Here is a 24281-nt window from a genome sequence, read left to right as displayed (position 1 = left end):
GCAAACCGGCCCACACTGTTGCGTACTGCGATCACTGTTGCGCTATCAGCAACTTGGAGGGCTCATGGAATCGACTGTGCAGCGACCGGCGACATCCACGACGGATCTGTTCGTCGCGCATCTGACAGACCTGCCGCTCGGCGAAGTCGCAACGGTGCAACCGGACGGCGGCACCCCGATCGCCGTATTCCACACGGAGGACGGCTTTTTCGCGATCGATGACACCTGCACCCATCAGGACGCCTCACTGGCGGACGGCTGGGTGGAGAACTGCACGGTCGAATGCCCGCTGCACGAATCCTGCTTCGACCTCCGGACCGGCGCGGTATCCGGGCCACCGGCGAAGACCCCCGTCCGCACCTATACGGTGCGCGTGGTCGACGGCGATGTCATGGTCGCGGCGGTGCCGTCATGAGCGAGCGGACCATGTCAGTGGGTGCGACGCACGATTGGGCCGGGCGTCAGCGACGAGGGGTCGTTGACGAGCGGAGCCGGCGAAGCATGGCGTACGCAGTCGAGCGTCAGCGAGGACAGCGGAGGCCACAGCGGGCTATGCGCACAGAGTTGAGCGTCCAACGAGGAGCGGTCGTGCACGACTGGAACCGGCAACCCGAGTTACAGCCGACAGCGCACACCGGGTCGGGCGTCAACGGGGAGGACTCGTGAGCAGCGCGGGCTCGGTGCTCGTCGTCGGCGCGTCGCTGGCGGGGTTCTCCCTGGTGAACGCCCTGCGCGAACACGGCCACGATGGCCGCATCACGGTCGTCGGCGACGAACCACATCTGCCTTACGATCGGCCGCCGCTGTCCAAGGAGTTCCTCCGCGAGGATGTCGACCTCGCGTTGGGTGAGCAATCCTCGACCGGCGCGCGCTGGCTGCTCGGGCGACGCGCGGTCGGGCTCGGCATGACTGCGGCCGGACCCGGCGTCACCCTCGACGATGGCACCCGGCTCGACGCGGACGCACTCGTACTCGCCACCGGCGCACGCGCCCGAACCCTCCCCGGCGTCGGAGCGCTGCGGGGCGTGCACACCTTGCGCACCGTCGACGATGCGCACGCGATCCGCCGTTCGTTGCGCGTGGCGCGCACGTTGACTGTTGTCGGTGCCGGTCTGATCGGCTCCGAAATTGCTTCCACCGCAGCCGCTATGGGCATTGCGGTCACCATTGTCGAGTTGTGCGTGGATCCGCTCACCGCGGTATTCGGTCCACATATCGGGCCGTTGTGCGCGTCCCTGCACGATGCGAACGGTGTCCGATTACTGACCGGTGTCGCTGTCGATCGATTCCTCGGCGACGAGCACGTGAATGCGGTGCAATTGACCGATGGAACCGTACTGTCGGCCGATGCCGTGGTGATCGGAATCGGCGCCGTGCCCAATACCGAATGGGCCGCGGACTCGGAGGTGCACATCGACAATGGTTTCGTCACCGATTCGCACTGCCGAACTTCGATGCCCGGCGTGTACGCCATCGGCGACTGCGCCAGGAGCTACGACGAAACATCCGGCGCTCATCACCGTTCCGAGCACTGGACCAATGCCACGGTTCAGGCGCGTATTGCGGCGGCGGCGATTCTCGGCGCACCGCAGCGCCCTCCCGCCGCGCCGTATTTCTGGTCGCGGCAGTATGGACGAATGCTGCAGTTCGCGGGTGCTTGCCGACCGACCGACGAGGTCCGCTTCGTCGACGGCGACCCCTCGACCCGGTCGCTGACCGCTCTCTACGAGCGCGATGGCGCGCCGGTGGCGGTGTTCGCCGTCGATAACCCTCGCCTGTTCACCAGATACCGCAAGCAGATCGAGCGGTTCACCCCGATCCCAACTCCGTAGGAGGTTTTCGTGTCCGAAACCGTGCGTGGCGTCATCGCCCGTAGCAAGGGTGCGCCCGTCGAAATCGTCGATGTCGTGATCCCCGACCCGGGGCCGCACGATGTCGTCGTGCGCATCCAGTCCTGCGGGGTGTGCCACACCGACCTGCACTACCGCGAAGGCGGCATCAACGACGAATACCCGTTCCTGCTGGGACACGAGGCCGCGGGCATCGTCGAAACCGTCGGCGACGCTGTCACCCACGTCGCCGCGGGCGATTTTGTCATTCTCAACTGGCGTGCGGTCTGCGGCGAGTGTCGCGCGTGCAAGCGCGGTCGTCCCTGGTATTGCTTCGCCAGCCACAATGCGAGCAAGAAGATGACCCTCGCCGACGGCACCGAACTCTCCCCCGCCCTGGGCATCGGCGCTTTCGCCGACAAGACCCTCGTCCACGAGGGCCAGTGCACCAAGGTCGATCCGAACGCCGATCCCGCCGTCGCGGGCCTGCTCGGCTGCGGTGTGATGGCGGGTATCGGCGCCGCCATGAACACCGGCAATGTCTCCCGCGGTGACACCGTCGCGGTCATCGGCTGCGGCGGCGTCGGCGATGCCGCGATCGCCGGTGCTCGGCTGGCGGGCGCGAAGACGATCATCGCGATCGACCGTGATCCACGAAAGCTCGCATGGGCCACCGACTTCGGCGCCACCCACACCATCGACGCCGGCAGCGACGACGTGGTGGCGAAGATTCAGGAACTCACCGACGGGTTCGGCGCGGATGTCGTCATCGACGCGGTCGGCAGGCCCGAAACCTGGAAGCAGGCCTTCTACGGCCGCGACCTGGCGGGCACGGTGGTGCTGGTCGGCGTCCCGACTCCCGACATGACCCTCGACATGCCGCTGATCGATCTGTTCTCCCGAGGCGGTGCGTTGAAGTCCTCCTGGTACGGCGACTGCCTGCCCGAACGCGACTTCCCGGTGCTCATCGACCTCTACCACCAGGGCAGGCTGCCGCTGGAGCGGTTCGTGACCGAACGCATCGCGCTCGACGAGGTGGAGAAAGCCTTCGATGCCATGCACGCCGGTGAGGTACTGCGCTCGGTGGTCGTGCTGTGAGCGAGCTGATCGGGTGCCGGTGCGTGCCGGGTCCGACCGTCAGCGAGGTGCAGGCATGAGCGTCCGCATCGATCGAGTTGTCACCTCGGGCACCTTCGCGTTGGACGGCGGCAGCTGGGACGTCGACAACAATGTCTGGCTGATCGGCAACGATGACGAGGTAGTCGTCATCGACGCCGCGCACAATGCCGACGCCATCATCGACGCGGTAGGCGACCGCAACGTCGTCGCGGTGCTGTGCACACACGGCCACAACGACCACGTCACCGTCGCACCGGAACTCAGCAAGCGGCTCGACGCCCCGGTTCTGCTGCACCCCGGCGACGACCCGCTCTGGCGCATGACCCATCCGGACGTGAACTACCGTTCGCTTGCCGACCTGCCCCGAATCACCGTGGCAGGCACCGATATCGACATCCTGCACACACCAGGCCACTCCCCCGGCTCGGTATCCCTGCACCTCCCCGAGGCAGCCGCCCTCTTCACCGGCGACACCCTGTTCTCCGGCGGCCCCGGCGCGACCGGCCGATCGTTCTCCGACTTCGACACCATCATCCATTCGATCCGCAACCGCCTCCTGACCCTCCCCGAAGAAACCGTCGTCCACACCGGTCACGGCGACACCACCACCATCGGCGCCGAAAAACCCGCCCTCGCCGACTGGATCGCCAGAGGCCACTGACCGGGTCCGACGAGTGGCACATGGCCTCGGCGAAATGCCGAGCACACCTCGCAGCTATGTGCCACTCGGCGAGGACTGCCAGTCCCACTCGGCGACCGGGGGATGGCCCGAGGGAGTCGGGCGGGCCAGTTGTCGCGTCGAGTGATGTATCCGGGTCCGGCTGTTCGAGAAAGATTGCCTACCAAGGGTTCACCGGGCAGTGCTGGGCACGTCGGGTGCCGTACCCGACTTACCTCCCGCAGTCAGATGCGCGATGTCGAGTTCCAGCCCGGTCAACCGGCTGTGGTCCCGTCTCGAGAACCAGCATCGAGAACCACAGAGTGCACCGGGTACAACTAGCCAAAAGCCCTGCCCACCAATGATTCACCGAGCAGCGCTGGGCACGCCCGGTGCCATACCCGTGCCCGCCCACAGTCATAGACACGAAGTCGAATTCCAGCCCGATCAACCAGCTGTCGTCCGACGTCGAACACCAACATCGAGAACCACAGAGTGCACCGGGTACGACTAGCCAAAAGCCCTGCCCACCAATGATTCACCGAGCAGCGCTGGGCGCGCCCGGTGCCATACCCGTGACCGCCCACAGTCATAGACACGAAGTCGAGCTCCAGCCGGTCAACCCAGCGGTCCTCCCGCCTCGAAAACCAGCATCAAAAGAGAAAATTGGACGAGCGTAGTCAAATGGTTGCTCTGCCCTCGTAACCAACCACCTTTTCACTAGCCTCGATGCCCCCCCCCCCCGGGCCCAAAACAACGCAACCCCAGCCAGCCAGCCAGGCTGGAACCTGCCATCGCGCACCTGACAGCAGGGGAAAGTCGGGTACGGCACCCGACGTGCCCCGCACTGCCCCGATAAACAACGTGACCGCCTGCGCGGCACCCAACCCATCCACCATCTCGAGCCGCGGCACAACCCACGGGAATGCGCAGCCCGCAGCCGATCCGCCCCATCCACCATCCCGACCCACGGCACACCCACGAGAATGCGCACCCCGCAGCCGATCCGCCCCATCCACCATCCCGACCCACAGCACACCCACGAGAATGCGCACCCCGCAGCCGATCCGCCCCATCCACCATCCCGACCTATCGCGCTGATACACCTTCCCACGCGCGACTACACCGCCGTCGAAGCCACAGATACCCCACTCACCCCGATATCCCTCCACCCGCACCCGACGACGTCACCAACCGCCGCTTCGCACCACCATCCCGGCACAGCTCCAGGCCGCCGTCAAAAGCCACCGAACCCACCCCTACCCTGCATGATCCGGTCTGTCCTGCCGATGCCCGGGACGGCCAGCCGAGTTCGATCCGGTCGGTTCCAATCCGCCGTGCCCGTCGTTCGCTCCCCTGAAGGTGCGCTACAAGGGACGACTCGCGGATGGCTTACACCCCGTGGCGACCATGCCATCCTTCCCAGGACAGCAGACCCTTTCCCGCTTGCGCGCTGATTTAGGGTCGAATTCATGGAAACATTGGACATCGGGGAGTCGGAACGCATTGCGGCGCTGTTGGACGCCGAAGCCAAAGCGACGGCCCTGTTCGACGAGGTCGTCGCTCGCGGCATCATCACGCCCGGCGCCACCGAGTCCGAAGTCAGCGATGGCGTGCGTGACCTGGCCAACGAGATGTTCGGCACTCGCCGGTTCTGGCACAAGCGCATCGTGCGATCGGGGATCAACACCCTCGAGCCCTATGCTTCGAAACCGCCGAATCTCGTCATCGAGTCCGATGACATCTGCTTCCTGGACTTCGGGCCGATCTTCGCCGAGTGGGAAGCCGACTTCGGCCGCACCTTTGTCCTCGGCGACGATCCAGCCAAGTTGGCGCTTCGTGACGCATTGGAACCGCTGTGGCTGCAAGGACGCGACTACTTCGACGCCACCCCCGACATCACCGGCGAACAGCTCTACGCCTGGGTCGTCGATCGTGCCACTGAACAGGGCTGGGAATTCTCCGCCCCCATCGCGGGCCACCTCGTCGGCGAGTTCCCGCACAAGCAGATCTCCGGCACCGACATCACCACCTACGTCGCCCCTGACTCCACGGCCCCGATGCGACGCCTCGATCCCACCGGCCGCGCGTGCCACTGGATCCTGGAAATCCACCTCATCGACCGGGAACGCAATATCGGCGGATTCTTCGAGCAGCTACTGGACGTGCGCCCGCTCGATCAGTAACTCGTTGGACGTGTGTTCTCCCAACATCTCTCGGGCCCTTCACGAGTACCCCGGATGCCCGCAGTTTCGGGCGGACCGGTGAGGTGCCGATTCGACAGCCGCCGCCAGGATTACAACGGCCGAGCCTCGCGGCACGGCACCGGGGCAACAGTCCGGCCGCATCCCGCGCGAGGCCGGTAGAACACCGAGCGGGGTTGCCGTGTAGGTGATTTCATATCGCATCGACCGATGAGGGTGGCGGCCGTTTCGGCTCGTGCCGCGTCGGTCAAGAGGAATGCCAGGCAAGGCTGGCCGACTCCAGCGGGTCCGGCACGATCTGCCTCAGCGGTGACCGCGACAAACCTGCGCCTCACGCGATTCATCGTTGCGACCGTGACGACTGTAATGACCCGGGCCGGCTTCGACGATCCTGTTATGTGTTCTTGTCCGCTATCGAGATGTGAGGGATCGTCAGTGAGAGTTGCTATTTCAGCAGTTGTTCTGACCGCGGCAGTGTTGGGTGCCAGTGCCTGCCAGGACGATGCGGCGGTGACCGGGTCCGTCTCGACGAGCAGTTCGACAGCCGCGTCCACCACGACCCCTGCTTCGGACCCGTCGACGAGGACCAGTGCTCCGGCCACGTCAGAGGAAACGACCAGCGCTCCGGCCACGGCACTGGAAACGACGACGCGGTCCGCACCGGTGACAAACCCGGCTGCCACGGCGTGCGAGCACGTCACTCGGCAACAGCTGCAGCAGGTGCTGGAAGCCGACCATGGCTCGTCGGCTCCGGTCGTGCTCGGGGAACCACAGTGCAAGGAATCCTGGGCTATGGCGTGGTCGGAACACACCGATGTCGCGCCACAGCCCACCGGATACCTGTTCGCGGTGAGTTCGCAGGGCTTCTGGCACTACATAACGCAGGGCAGCGCGATCGACTGCACCGCGAACGGCGTGCCGGCCGACATCGCCACGATGTTGCGCGGCTGCCGGACGTAACGCCGAATGCGCTCCGGGCCCGCACTGAACATCACTGAACCCCAGAGAAGACCTCCGCGATCCGAAGCCGGAATCCGGTCCGCGTGACACCGTTTGCCGCAAGTGGATGGTTGCGCGGCCCTGTGGTGCAAGCCCTTCATCGGTGGGCAGAGGCTGGCCCGGCTGACTTCGGGAAAGTAGGCCGGCCGATCGACACCGGCCGGACTTCCCACTCGGTCGCCTGCGTGCTGCGTAAGCTCACCTCCATGCGACTGAGCACGCGCAACCAGCTCGATGGCACCGTTCTCTCGGTCACCCGGGGCGAAGCGATGGCCGTCGTGCGGATCCGGCTGACCGGCGGAGACGAGATCACCTCCTCGATCACCAGGGATGCCGCCGACGACCTCGGACTCGCCGATGGCAAACCGGTCAAGGTCCTCATCAAGTCCACCGAAGTCTCGCTGGGCGTCGAGTAGGCCGAGGCGAGTTCTCCCGCCGAAGCTATGCGGCCTCGGCGGTGATTCCCCGTTGGTTCCGGTCGCGAATCTGGGGCAGCATCCGACCTCACAACACCACGCTGTCGGAGACATGGTGCGAAGGGTCGCCGGCCTCGACACTGGTCCGGCACCTGGGACGAACGCCGCCGCAGCTCCGAGCCAGGGGTATGCCCGACGACCGGTGTGTCAACGAGACCGCACGCACGCAGGCCGACTCCGTCACCGGCCACGATCCACGGCAACCCATGCCACGGAACTCGAGTTCTCTTGCGCTGAGGATGTTATCGATGGGGAACACCCCGTACGTGGTCGAGTATGAGTACAACCCACTCCATCGGCTGCCCGGGGTACGTGCGGCCGTGGAGCGTGAGCGGAGTTGATCTGAGCCGACTTTGGTGACAGCGCCCGATCGAGGGACGTCCACCGGTCCGTGGGACACCACCGACGAGTGGCGTCGAGCGGCTGTCTTGATCCACTCGCCCATCCGGATATAACGAGTAGTCGGTTACGAGTGCCGAACGCGCCAATGCTGAGGGATCATGAGCATTCGGAGCGGGGGACGACTCCGCGTGCGCAAGGAGGTAGCCGTGAACGCACTGGTTATCGTCCTGGTATGCCTCGGCTACCTCCTCATCATCATGATCACCAACCGCGGCTTGATAGCCGGGCCGCGCAAACGCTTGCTGCTGACTCAGGTGGATCTGGCGCGGGAGCGCACAACCATGATCGGGGCGCGAACCAGCCGCGATGAGGCGACAGAAATCGCACGCGCGACGATCGAGGCGTCCCTCGACAAGCTGAGTGGCCCGACACCGGCGCAGCGACGATCGCCCGTCGGCTGGATGCGTAGGCGGCTCGCGTGGCTCTTCGACGCACCGCTCACCCAGCTCGCGGCCGACCTACAACATTTGAATGCGCTGAACCGGCGGTTCGTGCAACTCGTTCCGGAACCCGACCTCATGACATACGGCGCACAGATCATCGCCCGGTTGCAGGCACTCGACGACAAAGAGGCCGGGCGGTTAGGGCGGCAGCTACACGACGCGCCGACGCCGAACAGCAAGCGGATCGTCATCGAGCGCGCCCATGAGCTCGTGCACGAACGCGAAGATGCCGGCCTCGTCACCGAATTCGACCATCAACGCGTATCGCTGTGGCTAGCCCTCGTCGGCCTCGACGGTGCCATCTCCATCGGGATAGTTCTCGGACATGAGGTGACCATGCTGATGGGTGCGCTCGGCGGGTTCCTCGCCCCCACGGTCAGCTCGCTCACCAATCGAAATACGTCGTCCTCGTGGGGAGTTCGGGTGCTGAGTCCGGTCGGCGGCGCGCTGACCGCGGTGGGCGGCCTACTGTTGGTCGCCTTGTTGTCCGATGCGCGGGTCAATCTGCTCGGGGCGATTTTCCGTGACGTATGGGATAAGCCGACAACGTCGGTCGCCCTCGCGCTCGCATTACTCTTCGGTTTCTCGGGCAGACTCTTCTCCAGCATGGCGATTCGCGCGTCGTCACAACTGGGCGCCAAGACCGACGACGGTTAGCAAGACTCTCGAGAACCGGCGTCGTCAGCCGGGAACCGACCACCGCGGCCAGTCGCAGGCACGCTGTCGAGACCGGCACCGCCAGATCATTCGCGTCTGCGCGGTCGCACGACCATAGGACATTCTCGACGCCGGCTCGGCCGTTGACGGACAGGTAGGCGCGACCGATCATCACCGCGCGCGCCGAGCGCGGGGCCGCGCAGGGGGTCGCGGCGGCCGGCCGTGTCCTCTGCTGGCAGTGACATCGCGGCTTCGCGGCCCGAACAGGCGTCCCCGGAGACACGATGCGATGCCGGAACGGCGGCAGTACGTCAGACCAACGGGCGAAGGCCACTTGCACGGCCCGTACTCGGCAATCCCACTGTCCTCCAGACCATCCGGTCGCCGACCTTGCCCCACACCGCGGCAAGCCTGATCGAGTGGGGTCGTCGCGACCCCTCGTTCGTGACGTCCCACTCGACCGACCCGAGCCGGTGGCCTTCCATTTCGTCGAACGCCTGACCGATATCGGCGTCGGTGTTCGATAACCCGGCCCCGAAGGCCGATCGCCCGACAACGGCCGGATGTGCTACCTGCTACGCGTCGTGGCATGCCCCGGTAGTCACCCCGCCCACAGTCGGCCGCAGCCGACTGCTCCTCATGGAAGCTGCTGTAGCCGAACGTGTCTGGTGACGATGCGATGAATCAGTCGCGCCGCTGTGCGCGCGGTGCGATTGTCGATATCGAATGCCGGGTTGAGTTCGGCCACGTCGCACACCGCGAGCTTGCCACTCGCGGTGAGCAGGTCCGCGACGAGTTGGATCGTCTCCAACGGCACGCCGAACGCGGCGGGGGCGCTGACACCGGGCGCTACTGCGGCAGGTAATACATCGAGGTCGATGGTGAGGTAAACGAGATCGACTCTGCCGAGGAAGTCCTGCACGAAATCCTGTACAGCGGTGAGGTTCCCGGCACCGCATTCATCGTCGAACAGGTAACGGACGCCGAGCCGATCGGCGGTGTCGAACAGTGCCGCGGTGTTACTCGGCTGGCTGATACCGACCACCGCGTATTCGACGGAGGTGCCCGCCGTGCTCGCCGCATCGAAGATCTGCCGGAACGGGGTGCCCGAGCTGGGGATCTCATCGGATCGAAGGTCGAAATGGGCATCGAGATTGAGGATTCCGATGCGCGGGTGCGTTGTCAGCAGTGCCGAATCGGCCAAACCTCGATAAGTGCCCAAGGCCACCTCGTGGCCGCCGCCGAGAACCACCGGGAAGTGCCCGGCGTCGAGGGCGGCGCGCACCATCGAACCCAGTTCCCGCTGGCCCGCGTCCAAGTCGTCCTCGACCGGCACGGTGCCCGCATCGAACGCGCGAATCGGGGCGGCGAGCGCCATCGACGCCAATGCCTGCCGCAGCGCACGTGGTCCCGCGGCAGCGCCGCGACGACCCTTGTTCCGATGCACGCCCTCATCGCTGGCGAAGCCGATGAATACGCAAGAGGCCAGCTTGGACTGCGCGGCATACGATTGCACCACATGATGCCAGCGCAGATGCTCCACACCACTGCCGTCGTCACGCCCGGCCCACGGCTCGAAAGCAGTCGCCACCAGATTGGGTAGCACCACGGTCTCCTTATCGGTAAAGCTCATCGATCAGCGGTATAGCCCGAAACACCGGCCCGCCAAACCTGTTGGATCAGTGGCACTCCCGGCCGATAGGCAAGGTGCAGATAGGACGGCGCGGCCAAGGCGATGGCATCCGCCGATGCACCCGGCCGCAGCACGCCGATGTCCGTGCGTCGCAGCGCCCGTGCTCCGCCCGCGGTCGCGGCCCATACCGCTTCCTCGGGTGTCATGTGCAGCTCCCGTACCGCGATGGCGATGCAGAACGGCAGGCTGGTGGTGTACGAAGTGCCCGGATTGCAATCGGCTCCGAGCGCCACGGTGACTCCGGCGTCGATGAGCGCCCGTGCGTCCGGGTACTTATTGCGAGTCGAAAAGTCCGCGCCGGGCAGCAGAGTCGCCACCGTCGAGCTCTGGGCCAGCGCATCGATGTCCGCTGCGGTGACATAGGTGACGTGATCGACGGACGCGGCGCCCACCTCCACCGCGAGCGCGACGCCGGGACCGGTCTGCAATTGGTTGCCGTGCACGCGCGGCACGAGGCCCTTCGCCATCCCCGCGGTGAGCACCTCGTAGGCCTGATCGCGATCGAATGCGCCCCGGTCACAGAACACATCGATCCACTTGGCGTGCGGCGCACACACATCGATCATCTCGTCGCAGACCATGCGCACGTAGTCGTCGGCGCGGCCCGCGTACTCCGGCGGTGGCACATGCGCGGCGAGCAGGGTGACTTCGTCGGTGAACTCGGCCGCGATCTTGGCGCTGCGTAGTTCGCTCGCCACCGACTGCCCGTAGCCCGTCTTGATCTCGACGGTCGTGCTACCCCCGCGCAGCGATTCGTTCATCAACCGGCGAGTGTTGGCGCGCAACTCGTCGTCGGTGGCGGCCCTGGTCGCCGCGATCGTATTGCGGATGCCGCCCGCCGCATAGGGAGTTCCCGACATCCGTGCACCGAACTCCTCGGCACGATCACCGGCGAAGACCAGGTGCGAATGGCTCTCGACGAAGCCGGGCAATACCGCGCGGCCATCGAGATCGTGTCCATGGTCGGCGCTCGGCGCGGCGCTGGAGGAACCCACCCACGCGACGACGCCTTCGTCGAAAACGATGGCGGCATCACCGATTACACCGAGTGGGCCGGCACCGAGTTCGGGATCGTTCGTGACGAGGGTCCCGATGCCGGTGAGGACTGTGGATCCCATGGCGCTCACGCCTCGGCCATCGGCACGCGCACGCCGCGCTCCCTGGCGACCGTGTTGGCATGCTCATAACCCGCGTCGGCATGCCGGATCACGCCCATACCGGGATCATTGGTAAGCACCCTTGTCAGCTTTTCGGCGGCGAGGTCGGTGCCGTCCGCGATGCACACCTGTCCGGCGTGAATCGAACGACCCATGCCGACACCACCGCCATGGTGGATCGAGACCCAGGACGCACCGGATGCGGTGTTCACCAGGGCATTCAGCAAAGGCCAGTCGGCGATGGCGTCGGAACCATCTGCCATCGACTCGGTTTCGCGATACGGCGAGGCCACCGACCCCGAATCCAGGTGGTCGCGCCCGATAGCGATCGGCGCGGACAGCTCACCGGAGGCCACCATCTCGTTGAACTTCAACCCGGCCAGGTGGCGTTCGCCGTAGCCGAGCCAGCAGATGCGAGCGGGCAGACCTTCGAAAGCAACCTTCTCCCCCGCCATTTCGATCCAACGGCGCAGGTGCTCGTTGTCCGGGAACAGTTCCACGATGGCCTTGTCGGTGGCGGCGATGTCCTTCGGATCGCCCGACAGTGCCGCCCACCGGAATGGGCCGAGGCCCTCTTCGAAGAGTGGACGGATGTAGGCGGGCACAAAACCGGGGAAGTCGAAAGCCCGGTCGTATCCGGCCTTTCGGGCTTCGTCACGGATCGAATTGCCGTAGTCGAAGACCTCCGCACCGCGATCGAGGAAGCCGACCATCGCCCGTACCTGGGCGGCCATCGCCGCGCGGGCGTCGTCGGTGAACTTGGCGGGATCCTTCTCCGCCATCGCCTTCATATCGGCAACGTCCATGCCGATCGGCAGGTACGCCAGCGGATCGTGCGCGGAGGTCTGATCGGTCACGATATCGATGGGCGCCGCCATCTCGAGCAGCTGCGGAAACAACTCCGCCGCATTGCCTTCGAGGCCGATGGACAGCGGTCGCTTCGCGTCGCGCGCCTCGATGGCCAGACGCAACGCGTCCGCGAGGTCGACGGCCTTGGTGTCGAGATACTTGTGGGCGATCCTGCGGTCGATGCGGGTCACATCGCAATCGATGCAGATCGCGACGCCACCGTTCATCGTGACGGCGAGCGGCTGCGCGCCACCCATGCCACCGAGTCCCGCGGTCAAGGTGATCGTGCCCGCCAGTGTGCCGTCGCTGTTGGGCAAACGACCCGATGCCGCCAGCTTCCGTGCGACCGCGCCGAAGGTTTCGTAGGTGCCCTGCAGGATGCCCTGGGTGCCGATGTAGATCCAGGAGCCCGCGGTCATCTGGCCGTACATGGTCAGGCCGAGTTCCTCCAGACGGCGGAATTCTTCCCAGTTCGCCCAGTCACCGACCAGATTCGAGTTCGCGATGAGCACCCGGGGGGCCCATTCGTTGGTCCGGAAGACACCGACCGGCTTGCCCGACTGCACCAGCATGGTCTCGTCGGACTTCAGGGTCTTCAGCGTGCGGACCATCGCGTCGAAGGCCTCCCAGGTCCGCGCGGCCTTGCCCGTTCCGCCATAGACGACCAGCTCGTCCGGGTGCTCGGCCACGTCGGGATCCAGGTTGTTCATCAGCATGCGCAGCGCGCCTTCTTGCTGCCAGCCGAGCGTGGTGAGTTCGCTGCCGCGCGGTGCGGACACGCGGCGGGCGCCGGAGGTAGCCGTGGGGTGTGCGGTCATCGAGTGCTCCTTGTGGTCGCTGGATCGGCGGGATAGATCATCGAGGCGGGCGGATTGCTGGTGCGCCGCGCGAGCGGGTAGTACAGGGCTGCGGTGACGACAATGCCGACGATCCAGGAAATGTCCGCGCCGCCGAGCTGTTCGGTGATCGGTCCGGTGTAGAGCTTTTGGGCGAGGAACGGGATCTGGGCCAGCACGCCGATCACGTAGCACGCGAGGGCGGTGGTGTTCCAGCGGCCGTAGCGCGCGTCGGGATCGTAGAGCGCGGGAATGTCCACCTTCTCTTTCGAGATCAGGTAGTAGTCGGTGAGGTTGATGGCGCTCCACGGCGTGAAGACCATGAGCAGCACCAGCACGAAATTCTTGAAGTTGTTGAGGAAGTCGGCACTCGCACCGACCGCGACGACGACCGACACCGCGGTGAAGCCCACGATGTACGCGGTGCGAGCGGCACTGGAAATCTTGGACTGGCGGTTGAACGCGGTCACCGTGGTCAGGATCGACATAAAGCCGCCGTAGGCGTTGAGGCAGTTGACCGTCAGCTTGCCGACCAGCACCACCAGATAGATCAGCGTCGCGACGACAGCAGGCCCGGCGAGTTTGCCGACGAACCCGACCTGGTCGCCGAGGAACGCCTTGCCCGCGACCGCCGCGACGAGTGCGCCGAAGGTCATCGCCCATTGCGATCCGATGACGCTGCCCGCGAAGGTCGACCAAAACGTCGCGCGGGCGCTGGTGGTGCGCGGCAGGTAGCGGGAGTAATCCGCCACATAGGGCCCGAAGGTCAGCTGCCAGCCCGCGCCCAGGGAGATCGCGAGCAGGAAGGTGGCGATATCGAAGCCCTTGACACCCACCACGGCCGACACGTCGTATTCGGTGAACAACCGGATCGCCAGGTAGGTGAATCCGATGATGCCCATGACTGTGGCGATGCGCCCGACGACGTGGATGAGCTTGTATCCCGTCACCGCCACGAACGCGGTGAGCGCGCCGAAAATGACGATGCCGACAGTCGGGCTGTCGATGTGCAGGATCTTGTTGACCGCCTGGCCGGCGAGCACGCTGCCGGTGGCGGCGAAACCGAGATACATCAGCACCACCAACAGCAGCGGAAGCACCGCGCCGAACACGCCGAACTGCGCGCGGCTGGAAATCATCTGCGGGAGTCCGAGCCTCGGGCCCTGTGCGGAATGCAGCGCCATCACCGCGCCACCGAGGACATTGCCGATCAGCAGGCCGAGGATCGCCCAGATCGCATCCGCACCGAAGACAACGGCCAACGCGCCGTCGACGATCGCGGTGATCTGCATGTTGGCACCGAACCAGAGGGTGAACTGGCTGAACGGGGAGCCATACCGTTCATCGTCGGGGATGACGTCGATGGTGCGACGCTCCGGCGCGAGGACGACTTCGGATGGTTCGTCGATAGTCATAGGCCTGATCTCTCTTCCCGCGAGTCCGGCTGGTGCGACGTGCTGCGGCTGCGCCACCATCTCGTACGCACTGTGCGCTGGCTCACGTTTTCCCGTGAACAGGATGTATAGTCCTGTATAGACAACCCCGTGTCAAGCGCTGCCGGACAAGCGCCGACCACATGGGATGATCAGCGTGCAGTCAACGGATAGGGGTTCGAATCGTGGCGATCGTCGACGCGGAGCTTGCTGCGTTGTACAACGACGCGGGAACCGAATCGGCTCCTGCCTACGAGCGCGTGAAGAATCTCGTTGTCGCACAGATCAACTCGGGCCACTGGTCCGAAGGCGACCAGCTGCCCTCGGAGAACCAGCTCGTCGCCGCACTGGGTCTGTCACGCATGACCATCAACCGCGCACTGCGCGAACTCACCGCCGACGGACTCATCGTGCGCATGATGGGCGTCGGCACCTTCGTCGCCCCACCGAAGACCGCATCCCCCCTCTTCGAGGTGAAGAACATCGCCGACGAGATCCAGCGGCGCGGCCACCGGCACCGTACCGAAGTGATCTACGTGCGTGAGGAACACGCCGACACAGCCAACCCGGTGATCCAGGATCTGATGCGCGGCAAGGTCTTCCACTCGCTGATGGTGCATTTCGAAGACGACACACCGATTCAGGTCGAGGACAGATACGTCAATCCGAGCGAGGCCCCCGGCTACCTCGACCAGGATTTCACGCGGAAAACGCCGAACAACTATCTGAGCGAAGTCGCGCCGCTGGAACGCGGGGAGCACATCGTGGAAGCGGTCCTCGGTAGCGCGGACGAATGCCGCCTGCTCCGTATCAAGCGGTCCGAACCTTGCCTGTTGATTCGTCGGCGGACGTGGTCGGCGCGGGGATTGGTCAGCGCGGCGCGGCTGGTTCACCCGGGATCGCGAAACCGCTTGGAAGGCACCTTCACCGGTCAATGAGCCGCAAGTAGCGCGGCATCGGACAACCCGAGCCCGACCCTATTCGGCGCTTGGGGAGACGGCCCGAAGCCGGGATCAAGCTCCCGCAGTCGCCACTCGTCCTGGCCGGCTGCTTCCATGGCCGGTGGCAGGCGTTACCCACTGCGGTAACGCCTCGGCGGACGAAACGGCTCAGCGCTTGGCGAGCGCTTCGCGACGGATCCACTGGAGCAGGGCGGGGTTATCGACGGTGGTGATGACGCCGACCGTGGCGCAGAGATAGCGATCGTCGTCCAGCAGGGCCAGCATGCTCGCGGCCAGGTCCGCCCGGGCGGTGAACCTGCCATCGGCGTGGCCCTCGACGACGCTGTAGTCGGTGACCGACGACAGGTGATAGAGCCCGCTCGGGCGCACGATCGTCCAGTCCAGTGCACTGGACTGGACCAACGCTTCCATCCGCCGCATGTCGTCGTACAGCGTCTTGCCCAGCACTCGCGTCACGTACGGCAATAACACTCGGTTGAACAGAAACCCGCCATCGGAATACGGGTGCGGGTCGACCCCACTCGAGCTGACGACGGCGAGCCGACGCACCCGATGCCGCCCCATCGCGGCCACAATATTGGCCGCACCACGCGAATAGGTGCCGATCGGTTCCTTCCCCGCGGGCACCCCGAGCACTGATAGCACCGCATCCCGCTCCGCCACGGCGGCGTCGACGGCCATCGGATCGAGGACGTCGGCACCGACTATCTCGAGCCGATCATGGTGCAGCGGAAACGAGTCCGGCTGCCGGGTGACTGCGGCGACATGATGTCCGGCGGCGAGCGCCTGGCCGGTGAGCAGGCGGCCGGTGGCGCCATTGGCTCCGAAGACTGCGATACGCATGATGAGTGTCCTTCCCTGGTTGGGACCCTCTACGAGGGTGTTGTCGATCAGCGATGCGCCGCGCAGGCGGTGGAGAACGCGTAACTCGACGAACACAAGACGCCAGTGACATCGCCCCCGTGACAGGCGGGCCACGTGACGAGCGCCACCGATCGCAGGTGTCACAAACCGAGGCGGCCGGGCGTCTGGTGTGTGGCACAGTCGAACGCAAACAGGCAGGAGTCGGCTATGAGTGAGCGAACAAAGGACACGGACCGGCCACTACCGCACGACGACCGCTCGGATCCGGCCACCGAGGCGTTCGTGGCCCACCGCAACCTGCTGTTCACTGTCGCCTACGAATTGCTCGGCTCGGCCGCCGACGCCGAAGACGTCCTACAGGAGACCTGGCTACGGTGGGCAGGCGTCGACCTCGACATCGTGCGGGATCAGCGCGCCTACCTGGTCCGGATCACCACCCGCCAGTCGCTGAGTCGACTGCGTACGCTCGGCCGTCGTAAGGAGTCCTACGTCGGACCCTGGCTGCCCGAGCCACTGCTCACCACCCCCGACGTAGCCGAGGACATCGAGCTGGCCGACAGCGTCTCGATGGCGATGCTGCTCGTGCTCGAAACACTCGCACCGACCGAGCGAGCGATATTCGTGCTCCGCGAAGTGTTCGTTCTGGAATACGACGAGATCGCCGAGGCCGTCGACAAGTCCCCCGCCGCGGTCCGCCAGATCGCCCACCGAGCTCGGGCACACGTCGCCGCGCGTCGACCGCGCGGAATCGTTTCCGCGGCCGAGACTCGAGACGCACTCGAAGCGTTTCAACGAGCGGTCGAAACCGGCGATCTACAGCGCCTCCTCGAGATCCTCGCGCCCGATGTCGTCGCCCTGAACGACGGTGGCGGAATCAAGCAGGCACTACCGCGTCCCCTCGTCGGGGCCGACCGAGTGGCTCGACTGTTCGCCATGTACTGGACCACGATCGGCGGCGAGGCGACACTTCAACCGACACACGTCAATGGCTACCCGGCGCTGATCATCCGGCTCAACGGGGAGCTCGACAGCGTGATGGCGGTGCGCATCGACGCCGGACTCATCAGCGGGATCTACTCCGTGCGCAATCCCCGGAAGCTGTCGCATATGCAACGCGAAACCCTGCTGCACCGTTGAGTTCTACGCGATGATCGGGCCGTGAGGTAGTTCGTCAGTGTCTCGGACGAGCAGTGCGGGAACGCCACGATGTGGGCGTTGAGGTTGGAATCAATCTTGGCGACGGCGGTTCTGGCGCGGGTATGCAGGTCGCGGGCGGCGTGTGGGATGTCCAGGAGAACTCGTTGGCGTTCCGCTTCAGGCCGTGTTGGCCGTGGGGCCGCCGGATATCCGAAGATGCCCGACAAGCCGCCGGGCGTCCGACCAGTAACGGCCCGCACTGTCGAGTAGGCCCGCGCCCACGGGTCAGTCGAATTCGGCCTGGAGCAGATCGGTGAACACGCCGATCGGATCGTGCCAGTCGCCGTGAGCCCAGTCGCCGTTGACATTGGCGACGAGGATGTGGCGGCCGTCGCGGGTGCCGTATGTGTATGTCCACGAACCGAACAGCGCGCCGCCCATACCCCACAGCGTGACGCCGGAGGGCAGGGTCACCGAGGAGACGCCGAGGCCGTAGCCGGTGTGCGTGATCCAATTCTTGGTGGGGCCGGCTCGGAACATCTCGGCCTGTTCGGCGGGGCGGAGCAGCTGGCCGCCGAGCAAGGCTGCGAAGAAGCGGTGCAGGTCACCGAGGGTGGAGATCATGCCGCCTGCGGCGCCGAACATGGAGACGTCCAGCTCGGTCGCGTCGTGGATCGCGGCGCCGGGGCTCGAGTCGAACAGCTTCGTGTAGTGGCGGGAGTGGGGTCCCTCGATCGCGGTGTCGCTGCCGCGGGGCAGGGAGGTTGCGGTGAGGTCGAGCGGCTCGATGATGTGGCGGCGGAGCTCGTCGCCTAGGGATCCGCCTGTCGCCGCCTCGATGAGCATTCCGGCGAGGATGTAGTTGGTGTTGCTGTAACCCCAGTCCGTGCCGGCCGCGAAGGTGGGCGGGTGCGCGACGGCGATATCGACGAGCACCGTCGGGGAGTGGGTTTCACAGCGGTTCAACGCTTCTCGGTCATCGGTGTAGTTGAACAGGCCACTGGTGTGGTTCAGCAACTGCCGCACGGTGATCATGTCACCGTCATTGCCGTTGCCGCGCAACGCATTCGGCAGCCTACGATGCACCGCATCGTCGAGGCTCAGAAGGCCCTCACCCGCGAGTCGTAGCAGCACGGTGGCCACGAAGGTCTTGGTGATGCTGCCGATACGAAACCGGTGCTGCGGCAAGCGCGGTCGTTCGGTGGCGGTGTCGGCGAAACCCGCCGTGGCGAACCATTGCCGTTCACCGTCGCGCACCTCGACAACGATCCCGGGCACGCCACCTTCGGTCACTGCCCGATCGAGCACATCGTGGATCACGTTGGGAACCGTCGTTTTCGTCATATTCATTCCTTTTCGTTCGCTTTCGCACCGGCACGAAAGCTACGTCGCGTTTCGCAGGTCATCAATCATGTGCGAGTGGATTTACGCCATTTCGCCTGCGATCATTCGCAAATCATTGCAATAGCGGTGCCGAGAAACGCAACGATCGTTGCAATGACTGGGAGGGTTAACGCAGACTGGACCCGACCCCGATCCGGAAGGAGACGACGCACCCATGCCCGGAGGCAGGCTGACCGAGGAGGACCGCAGGCATATCGCCTCCGGACTCGCTGCCGGGCTCGATTACGCCCAGATCGCCCGGCGAGTGGGCAGACCCACGTCGACCGTCACCCGCGAAGTGGCGCGCAACGGTGGACCGGGCGGCTACCGGGCCGACCTCGCGCAACGAGCCACTCGACAGCGCGCCCGACGACGCATAGCAACTACGCCGCAGCGACTTTCGGAGGCCACCTTCGGGCGTGACGACGGGGCAGTGCGCGAATTCGCCGAACAGTTCGCGGCATTGATGGTCGATTCCGGCCTACCCCGGATGGCGGGCCGCGTTCTGGCGTCGCTGTTCACCACCGATTCGGGCAGCGCGACGGCGGCCGAACTCGCCCGGCGGTTGCGGGTGAGTCCCGCGTCGATTTCCAAGGCCGTCGCCTACCTCGACGGGCTCGAGGTGATCCGCCGTACCCGGGAAGGGCGGCGTGAACGCTACGCCGTTGACGACAACGTGTGGTTCGAGGCCTGGTCCGACAGCGCCCGCACGACCAACCGGTGGGCCGAAGCCGCCGAACGCGGAGCCGAAATCTTCGGCGCGACAACCCCGGTCGGTACGCGACTCGAGCACATGGGCCTGTTCTTCGGTCGACTCGGACGCGATATCGGGGGCGGTCCTGTGGATACCGCGGCGGGCGAGCACGCGCTCACCGTCATCGCCGCGCTCGTGCACGCGGCCACGCCGCTCACCCCGGAGCAGCTTGCCGCCGCGCTGGATTGGCCCCTCGACCGGGTGACTTCGGCGCTGCACGACGCCGACCGCCACCCTGACCTCGCGGACCCGGTCGCAGTCCGGGGCGATGCGGCCGGGGCCTACTACGTGGTCGCACGGTCCGATCGCCTCACCACCGCCCAGCGGCGACGGCTTGCTCGGAACGCGTCGTAGACGGCGGTGACGAACGGGGTCGGGACCTGCCCGGAATCGACAGAGGCGTCCACCGCGCGCCGCCGCGCGCGATCAGCCCCTACCGCTAGCACGCCAGTCGATGCCGAGTTCGCTCAGTGCCTCCTGTCTGGGCGCGGACAGTCGACCCGTTCGATAGTCGTTGCGGCGTGATCGGATCCACGTGCCGAGCCGGAAACCGTCTCCGGTGACATGGCAGGCGGGAACATCGAGGTGCCCGTGCCGCTCACGGTAGGCAATCAGGGCGGCGATCGCGTTGTCCCACAGAATGTCTCGCCGACCGCGCCAGTCGATGCCGAGCGCTTCGAGCGCACTGACGTGGGCGGCGGGCAGCGCGCCGGAACGATGGTCGCGTCGGCACTGCGCAAGCCAGGCGCCGAGACGGAATCCGTCAGCGGCGCGGTAGGTGTTGTCGACGTCTGCGTGGCCGTGCTCGCTCCGGTACGCCGAGAGGTGTTGCATTCCGATCCGCCACCGGGATTGCTTGTGCGCGGACCCGCCGGTGCGCTGTGGTCCCAGATCGACGCCGAGGCGATGCAGGTCGTCGATCTGGGCGTCGGTCAAGTCACCCGATCGGTAGCTGATTCGGCATCCGCTCAGCCACGCGCCGAGCCGGAATCCCGCTGGTGTCACATATCTTTGGGCAGGGTTGGCATGCCCGTGTCTGCGGCGGAAGGCGGCCAAATCAGCGACGTGCCGGTTCCACAGACGTCGGCTCCATCGCTGTTCGGCGAGGTCGATGCCCGCGGCCACCAATACGGTGGCCTGTTCACTCGACAACGTCCCGGCGCGGAACATTTCGCGCCGCCGCGACAGCCACTTGCCGAGCTGGAAGCCGTCCGAGGCGATATAGGTGGCCGGGACATCCGTGTGACCATGACGCGCCCGATAGGCATCGATCGCGGCCAACGCTGCCTCCCATCGGTTCGCGCGGCGGCTGATGGTCGGATTCCAGTCGATATCAAGAGATTCCAGGGCTGTGGCGTGCTCCTCCGGCAAGGTACCAGCGTGGTATTGCTCGCGGCGCTTACGCAGCCATTGCCCCAGCTCGAAGCCATCGGCACTCACATATGAGGCCGCGACATCGCCGTGCCCGTGTGCGGTATGGAAGGCGCGCAGCGCCGCGATCGCCGCCTCCCATTTGGCAGCAAACGAATCCCATTCCACGCCAATGGCTTCCAGCTTCGCCACCCGATCGGCGCGCAGTGTCGCGGCTTTGTATTCGCGTCGGCACCGCCCCAACCAGCGGCCCAACCGGTAGCCGTCGGGAGTGCGGTAGTCGTAGGCGACATCGGCGTGTCCGAACTCGGCGTGAAAGGACACCAGGGCACCGTAGTTCTCCCACCACGGTGAGGTCGTCGTCGCTACGGTGCGCAGCAGGATCGCTCGATGGAACGCATCGCTCACTCGCGCGGGCACACCGTCGATGTGTAGGAGGTTCGGCAGGTAGCCGGTCTCCCGGGATTCGGGCAGGCTCGGCCGCGACCGCTGACGCCGCTGGTCGAGGTAGTCGGCGATCCGTTCATCGTGCGCACGCAACGCCCGCACCACCCGCCAAACGGTGTCGAAGTCCGAACCATCGAGCGCCGCTTGTGGATTCTCGTCGGCGGCGAGGAAGATCGGCACGATGATCGTGGCGATCTTGTGCGCTGCGCCGCCGCGTCGCAAAGCCCGGCCGACAGCCTGCACCACGTCGGTCGCGGAATCGCGTGGGTCGGCGAACATCACGGCGTCCAAGGCGGGTACGTCCACGCCCTCGGCGAGAACACGGGCGTTGGAGACCACCACTGTGGAGTCCTCTGGGTGTTGTAGTGCGGCCAGCGCGGCACGGCGGTGCTGCGGCGGCATGTCCCCGCTGACCCAGCGGGCCCGCACCTCCCATGACGGCCGATCATGCGCGGGCAGCAGGTCGATAGCGGCTGCCAACCCGGTGGCGAACCGCGTCGCCGCCATGACCCGTCCGTGATAGGTGATCACACGCCGTAAACCATAGTCGCGCACCGCTTTCGCCAACGCGACCTGCATGCCCAGCATCCGCGCCGAGACCGCGCGCCCCTGGACGCTCACCATTCGGCGCGCGGCGGTCAGTTTCGCCACCTCGGCATCGGTAACCGTCACCACTGCCACGCGATAGTCGGCCAACAGCCCCGACTCGATCGCGGCAGCGAAGGGCAGCTGGTACACCTGCCGTCCGAACACCGTGGGGTCGTCCATACTCACGCTGTCGGTGCCACCGATCGTCATAATCCGTGGCGTCGCGGTCAGATACAGCCGACGCGTCGCCGGTACCAGCCGATCCTCGTGTATCTGCGCCCACCGACCGCGCGCTCCGGCAGTGCGATGGGCCTCATCCACAACGATCAAACCCCAACTCCCCACACCGTTCCGAGCGTGCGCGGCGATGATCACCGGCAGGCTCGCGAAGGTGGCGAACACGGTGACGCGCGCGGCGAGCTCGACGAGGCGGGCGATCTCGACGGGGTCGGTGGTGACCGGGGCGTGCAAACCGGTCATCTCCGCGCGCAGTTCGGCCGCTGCGTCCGTGGCCTGTTTATCACCGCACACCGCCACGATGACACCGGCCGCCGAACCGAGATGGCTCGCGTAGGAATGCGCGGTCTGCGACAGCAACTCCAGAGTGGGCACCACGATGAGCACCGGACCATCGGGAACCAGGCGGACCGAGCACTCCGCACCGATCAGCGTCTTGCCGGTCCCGCACGCGGCCACGGCCGTCGCCCGGCCGTGGCCGCGCAGCTCCACGCAGATCTTCTCGACGGCATCGACTTGGTGCGGCCACAAACCGCCTGTCCCCTCCGTACTCCGCACCGAACCTCCCCGTCTCGAATGTCATTGGTAGCGGCGATGTTCGATCCGACGAGTACGGCTGATCGGGACCATCTCCTGGCACCTCACGGCCGCTACGACTTCAACCAGGCGTCGATCTGATCCAGGCTGCCGCTGTAGACGCGCTCGCCGTCGTCGGCGGCCAACAGTGCCCAGCCGTCCGGCGGATGCTCGGCATGGACGAGGAGGTACCCGGCACGCTCGGCCCGATCCTCGAGAGAACGCACTCGCGCCACGAACGAATCCGGTTGCTGTGTCACGGGCGTGACTTCCTTTCGTTCTCGTTCACCATGGCTTCCCCCACAGTCGATGTCGGCGTGACGAATCAGGATGGATACGTCCGGCCGCAACCAGTGCGTCGAACGCGGCATGCTTGCGGTCGCAGTCGTGATCACGGTGCAGCTGCATCGCCGAGTGGGCGTCGGCGAGGGTGAACGGCAGGTCGGGTGGACCGCAGGTCCATGCCTTCGGCCATTCGACCGGCCGGATGGAGCAGCGGCCTCGGGCAGACCGGTGGCGGTGTGGCTTGTCGATCGGCCACACGCACGCCACCCCGACCATCGCGCACGCGCCGCTCCCGACGACCGCGAGGACGCTGTGCACCACCTGCCAAGCGCCGTTCACCGCTCGTGGCCATTGCCCGGATGGCTCGGCCTTAGCGCTAAATGCTCGAGCCCGTCGAGCACCTGTTGGAAGGTGCGAAGTTCGGGTGCGCCATCGGACAGGCGGTGTTCGGCGGCGTCGGTCGGAAAGTCGATGCCGCGCAAGTGGGCGCGTTCGCGTGGGCTGAACTCCTGCGGCGCGATCCGGCCGTGGTGCACGAGGGTGTAGTAGGCGACCCACTTCCACGCGCATCGGTCGATCCGGCAGGCACGGTGCCGCCGCATCTGCCGATGCGCCAGCTCGATTTCGGCGGACCCACAGATGTTCGGCGGGGTGACGATGACGTCTTCGCTCATCACGCGGCTCCCATGTCGACACCGCGCACGGGCCGGGCAGAACGAGCCCACTTGCCCTGTGGGCAAACGGTTTCCAAGTCGAAACCTTCATCGCAGATCAGCGCGGGCAAGCAGTCCACGTGCCCGAGGTCGAAGACAATGATCACCTCGATGGGGACTGCCCCCGGTTCGGTTGACTCCTGACCTGTGAGGATTTCCTTGCAGTGGAAGGATCATCGATATGCCCAAGGCCTATCCCGAGGAGTTCC

General features: G+C 65.9%; 21 protein-coding genes. 11 read left to right on the top strand and 10 right to left on the bottom strand.

Translation table 11 applies throughout. The features are described from left to right. The first annotated feature begins 64 nt into the window (after positions 1–64). The 8 genes from AB0M74_RS15730 to AB0M74_RS15695 all read left to right on the top strand — a co-directional run bounded on the left by AB0M74_RS15730 (position 65) and on the right by AB0M74_RS15695 (position 8787). On the top strand, positions 65–415 hold the full coding sequence (locus AB0M74_RS15730; RefSeq protein ID WP_364907225.1) for a bifunctional 3-phenylpropionate/cinnamic acid dioxygenase ferredoxin subunit: 351 nt from the start codon (positions 65–67) through the stop codon (positions 413–415). A 247-nt stretch (positions 416–662) separates the two neighbouring features. Continuing rightward, the gene (locus AB0M74_RS15725; RefSeq protein WP_364907221.1) at positions 663–1832 is read left to right on the top strand and encodes an FAD-dependent oxidoreductase; all 1170 of its coding nucleotides are present in this window, start codon (positions 663–665) and stop codon (positions 1830–1832) included. 9 nt (positions 1833–1841) lie between these two features. After that, complete coding sequence (locus AB0M74_RS15720; RefSeq protein ID WP_364907218.1) at positions 1842–2927, top strand: S-(hydroxymethyl)mycothiol dehydrogenase; 1086 nt, start codon at positions 1842–1844, stop codon at positions 2925–2927. A gap of 55 nt (positions 2928–2982) precedes the next feature. Next, a complete protein-coding gene (locus AB0M74_RS15715) occupies positions 2983–3609 on the top strand; it encodes an MBL fold metallo-hydrolase (protein WP_364907215.1) in 627 nt (208 codons plus the stop codon). A gap of 1469 nt (positions 3610–5078) precedes the next feature. Continuing rightward, a complete protein-coding gene (locus AB0M74_RS15710; protein WP_364907212.1) occupies positions 5079–5792 on the top strand; it encodes a M24 family metallopeptidase in 714 nt (237 codons plus the stop codon). Between the two features lie 681 nt (positions 5793–6473). Continuing rightward, positions 6474–6770: a hypothetical protein gene (locus tag AB0M74_RS15705; RefSeq protein WP_364907209.1), complete on the top strand. Its 297-nt coding sequence runs from the start codon at positions 6474–6476 to the stop codon at positions 6768–6770. A 245-nt stretch (positions 6771–7015) separates the two neighbouring features. Continuing rightward, a complete protein-coding gene (locus tag AB0M74_RS15700) occupies positions 7016–7225 on the top strand; it encodes a TOBE domain-containing protein (protein ID WP_364907207.1) in 210 nt (69 codons plus the stop codon). Between the two features lie 608 nt (positions 7226–7833). After that, on the top strand, positions 7834–8787 hold the full coding sequence (locus AB0M74_RS15695; RefSeq protein ID WP_364907204.1) for a hypothetical protein: 954 nt from the start codon (positions 7834–7836) through the stop codon (positions 8785–8787). A gap of 637 nt (positions 8788–9424) precedes the next feature. On the opposite strand, the gene hutG is transcribed toward AB0M74_RS15695, so the two are convergent. Genes hutG through AB0M74_RS15675 form a run of 4 tightly spaced genes read right to left on the bottom strand, consistent with a single transcriptional unit; the run spans position 9425 to position 14737 of the window. Further along, complete coding sequence (gene hutG, locus AB0M74_RS15690) at positions 9425–10420, bottom strand: formimidoylglutamase (protein ID WP_364907201.1); 996 nt, start codon at positions 10418–10420, stop codon at positions 9425–9427. Further along, entirely contained in the window at positions 10417–11598 is a 1182-nt protein-coding gene (gene hutI, locus AB0M74_RS15685; RefSeq protein ID WP_364907198.1) for an imidazolonepropionase, read from the bottom strand. Before hutI ends, hutG begins: the two co-directional genes overlap by 4 nt. A gap of 5 nt (positions 11599–11603) precedes the next feature. Then, positions 11604–13304: a urocanate hydratase gene (gene hutU, locus AB0M74_RS15680; RefSeq protein ID WP_364907195.1), complete on the bottom strand. Its 1701-nt coding sequence runs from the start codon at positions 13302–13304 to the stop codon at positions 11604–11606. After that, positions 13301–14737: a cytosine permease gene (locus tag AB0M74_RS15675; protein WP_364907192.1), complete on the bottom strand. Its 1437-nt coding sequence runs from the start codon at positions 14735–14737 to the stop codon at positions 13301–13303. Before AB0M74_RS15675 ends, hutU begins: the two co-directional genes overlap by 4 nt. A 188-nt stretch (positions 14738–14925) precedes the next feature. Here AB0M74_RS15675 and hutC point away from each other — a divergent pair, with 188 nt between their 5' ends. After that, positions 14926–15693, top strand: coding sequence for a histidine utilization repressor (gene hutC, locus AB0M74_RS15670; protein WP_366527089.1), 768 nt, complete (start codon positions 14926–14928; stop codon positions 15691–15693). Between the two features lie 171 nt (positions 15694–15864). On the opposite strand, the gene AB0M74_RS15665 is transcribed toward hutC, so the two are convergent. Beyond that, a complete protein-coding gene (locus tag AB0M74_RS15665; RefSeq protein WP_364907189.1) occupies positions 15865–16560 on the bottom strand; it encodes an NAD(P)H-binding protein in 696 nt (231 codons plus the stop codon). Positions 16561–16788: 228 nt separating this feature from the next. Between AB0M74_RS15665 and AB0M74_RS15660 the strand changes: the two genes are divergently transcribed. Continuing rightward, entirely contained in the window at positions 16789–17718 is a 930-nt protein-coding gene (locus AB0M74_RS15660) for an RNA polymerase sigma-70 factor (RefSeq protein WP_364907187.1), read from the top strand. 285 nt (positions 17719–18003) lie between these two features. On the opposite strand, the gene AB0M74_RS15655 is transcribed toward AB0M74_RS15660, so the two are convergent. Next, positions 18004–19062, bottom strand: coding sequence for a serine hydrolase domain-containing protein (locus AB0M74_RS15655; protein WP_364907186.1), 1059 nt, complete (start codon positions 19060–19062; stop codon positions 18004–18006). Positions 19063–19276: 214 nt separating this feature from the next. Between AB0M74_RS15655 and AB0M74_RS15650 the strand changes: the two genes are divergently transcribed. Next, a complete protein-coding gene (locus AB0M74_RS15650; RefSeq protein WP_364907183.1) occupies positions 19277–20209 on the top strand; it encodes a helix-turn-helix domain-containing protein in 933 nt (310 codons plus the stop codon). A 72-nt stretch (positions 20210–20281) separates the two neighbouring features. On the opposite strand, the gene AB0M74_RS15645 is transcribed toward AB0M74_RS15650, so the two are convergent. From AB0M74_RS15645 to AB0M74_RS15630, 4 genes are all read right to left on the bottom strand, one after another. After that, complete coding sequence (locus AB0M74_RS15645) at positions 20282–23056, bottom strand: Helicase associated domain protein (RefSeq protein ID WP_364907180.1); 2775 nt, start codon at positions 23054–23056, stop codon at positions 20282–20284. 92 nt (positions 23057–23148) lie between these two features. Continuing rightward, the gene (locus AB0M74_RS15640; protein WP_364907177.1) at positions 23149–23334 is read right to left on the bottom strand and encodes a hypothetical protein; all 186 of its coding nucleotides are present in this window, start codon (positions 23332–23334) and stop codon (positions 23149–23151) included. A 25-nt stretch (positions 23335–23359) separates the two neighbouring features. Continuing rightward, a complete protein-coding gene (locus tag AB0M74_RS15635) occupies positions 23360–23698 on the bottom strand; it encodes a hypothetical protein (RefSeq protein ID WP_364907174.1) in 339 nt (112 codons plus the stop codon). Further along, positions 23695–24033 carry a hypothetical protein gene (locus tag AB0M74_RS15630; RefSeq protein WP_364907171.1) on the bottom strand — a complete coding sequence of 113 codons (339 nt, stop codon included), beginning with the start codon at positions 24031–24033 and terminating at the stop codon, positions 23695–23697. Before AB0M74_RS15630 ends, AB0M74_RS15635 begins: the two co-directional genes overlap by 4 nt. Positions 24034–24281 lie beyond the last annotated feature (248 nt).

It is taken from the genome of Nocardia sp. NPDC051463 (assembly GCF_040681975.1).
Taxonomy (GTDB): Bacteria; Actinomycetota; Actinomycetes; order Mycobacteriales; family Mycobacteriaceae; genus Nocardia.
Note: the sequence above shows the minus strand (reverse complement) of the source record. Positions and strands in the feature narration are given on the sequence as shown.

What these genes read in the sequence shown, in the direction of transcription:
- AB0M74_RS15730 (WP_364907225.1), top strand. Translation starts at nt 65, where the DNA reads ATGGAATCGACTGTGCAGCGACCGGCGACATCCACGACGGATCTGTTC.
- AB0M74_RS15715 (WP_364907215.1), top strand. Translation starts at nt 2,983, where the DNA reads ATGAGCGTCCGCATCGATCGAGTTGTCACCTCGGGCACCTTCGCGTTG.
- AB0M74_RS15710 (WP_364907212.1), top strand. Translation starts at nt 5,079, where the DNA reads ATGGAAACATTGGACATCGGGGAGTCGGAACGCATTGCGGCGCTGTTG.
- AB0M74_RS15700 (WP_364907207.1), top strand. Translation starts at nt 7,016, where the DNA reads ATGCGACTGAGCACGCGCAACCAGCTCGATGGCACCGTTCTCTCGGTC.
- hutG (WP_364907201.1), bottom strand. Translation starts at nt 10,420, where the DNA reads ATGAGCTTTACCGATAAGGAGACCGTGGTGCTACCCAATCTGGTGGCG.
- hutI (WP_364907198.1), bottom strand. Translation starts at nt 11,598, where the DNA reads ATGGGATCCACAGTCCTCACCGGCATCGGGACCCTCGTCACGAACGAT.
- hutU (WP_364907195.1), bottom strand. Translation starts at nt 13,304, where the DNA reads ATGACCGCACACCCCACGGCTACCTCCGGCGCCCGCCGCGTGTCCGCA.
- AB0M74_RS15675 (WP_364907192.1), bottom strand. Translation starts at nt 14,737, where the DNA reads ATGACTATCGACGAACCATCCGAAGTCGTCCTCGCGCCGGAGCGTCGC.
- AB0M74_RS15665 (WP_364907189.1), bottom strand. Translation starts at nt 16,560, where the DNA reads ATGCGTATCGCAGTCTTCGGAGCCAATGGCGCCACCGGCCGCCTGCTC.
- AB0M74_RS15660 (WP_364907187.1), top strand. Translation starts at nt 16,789, where the DNA reads ATGAGTGAGCGAACAAAGGACACGGACCGGCCACTACCGCACGACGAC.
- AB0M74_RS15655 (WP_364907186.1), bottom strand. Translation starts at nt 19,062, where the DNA reads ATGACGAAAACGACGGTTCCCAACGTGATCCACGATGTGCTCGATCGG.
- AB0M74_RS15650 (WP_364907183.1), top strand. Translation starts at nt 19,277, where the DNA reads ATGCCCGGAGGCAGGCTGACCGAGGAGGACCGCAGGCATATCGCCTCC.
- AB0M74_RS15630 (WP_364907171.1), bottom strand. Translation starts at nt 24,033, where the DNA reads ATGAGCGAAGACGTCATCGTCACCCCGCCGAACATCTGTGGGTCCGCC.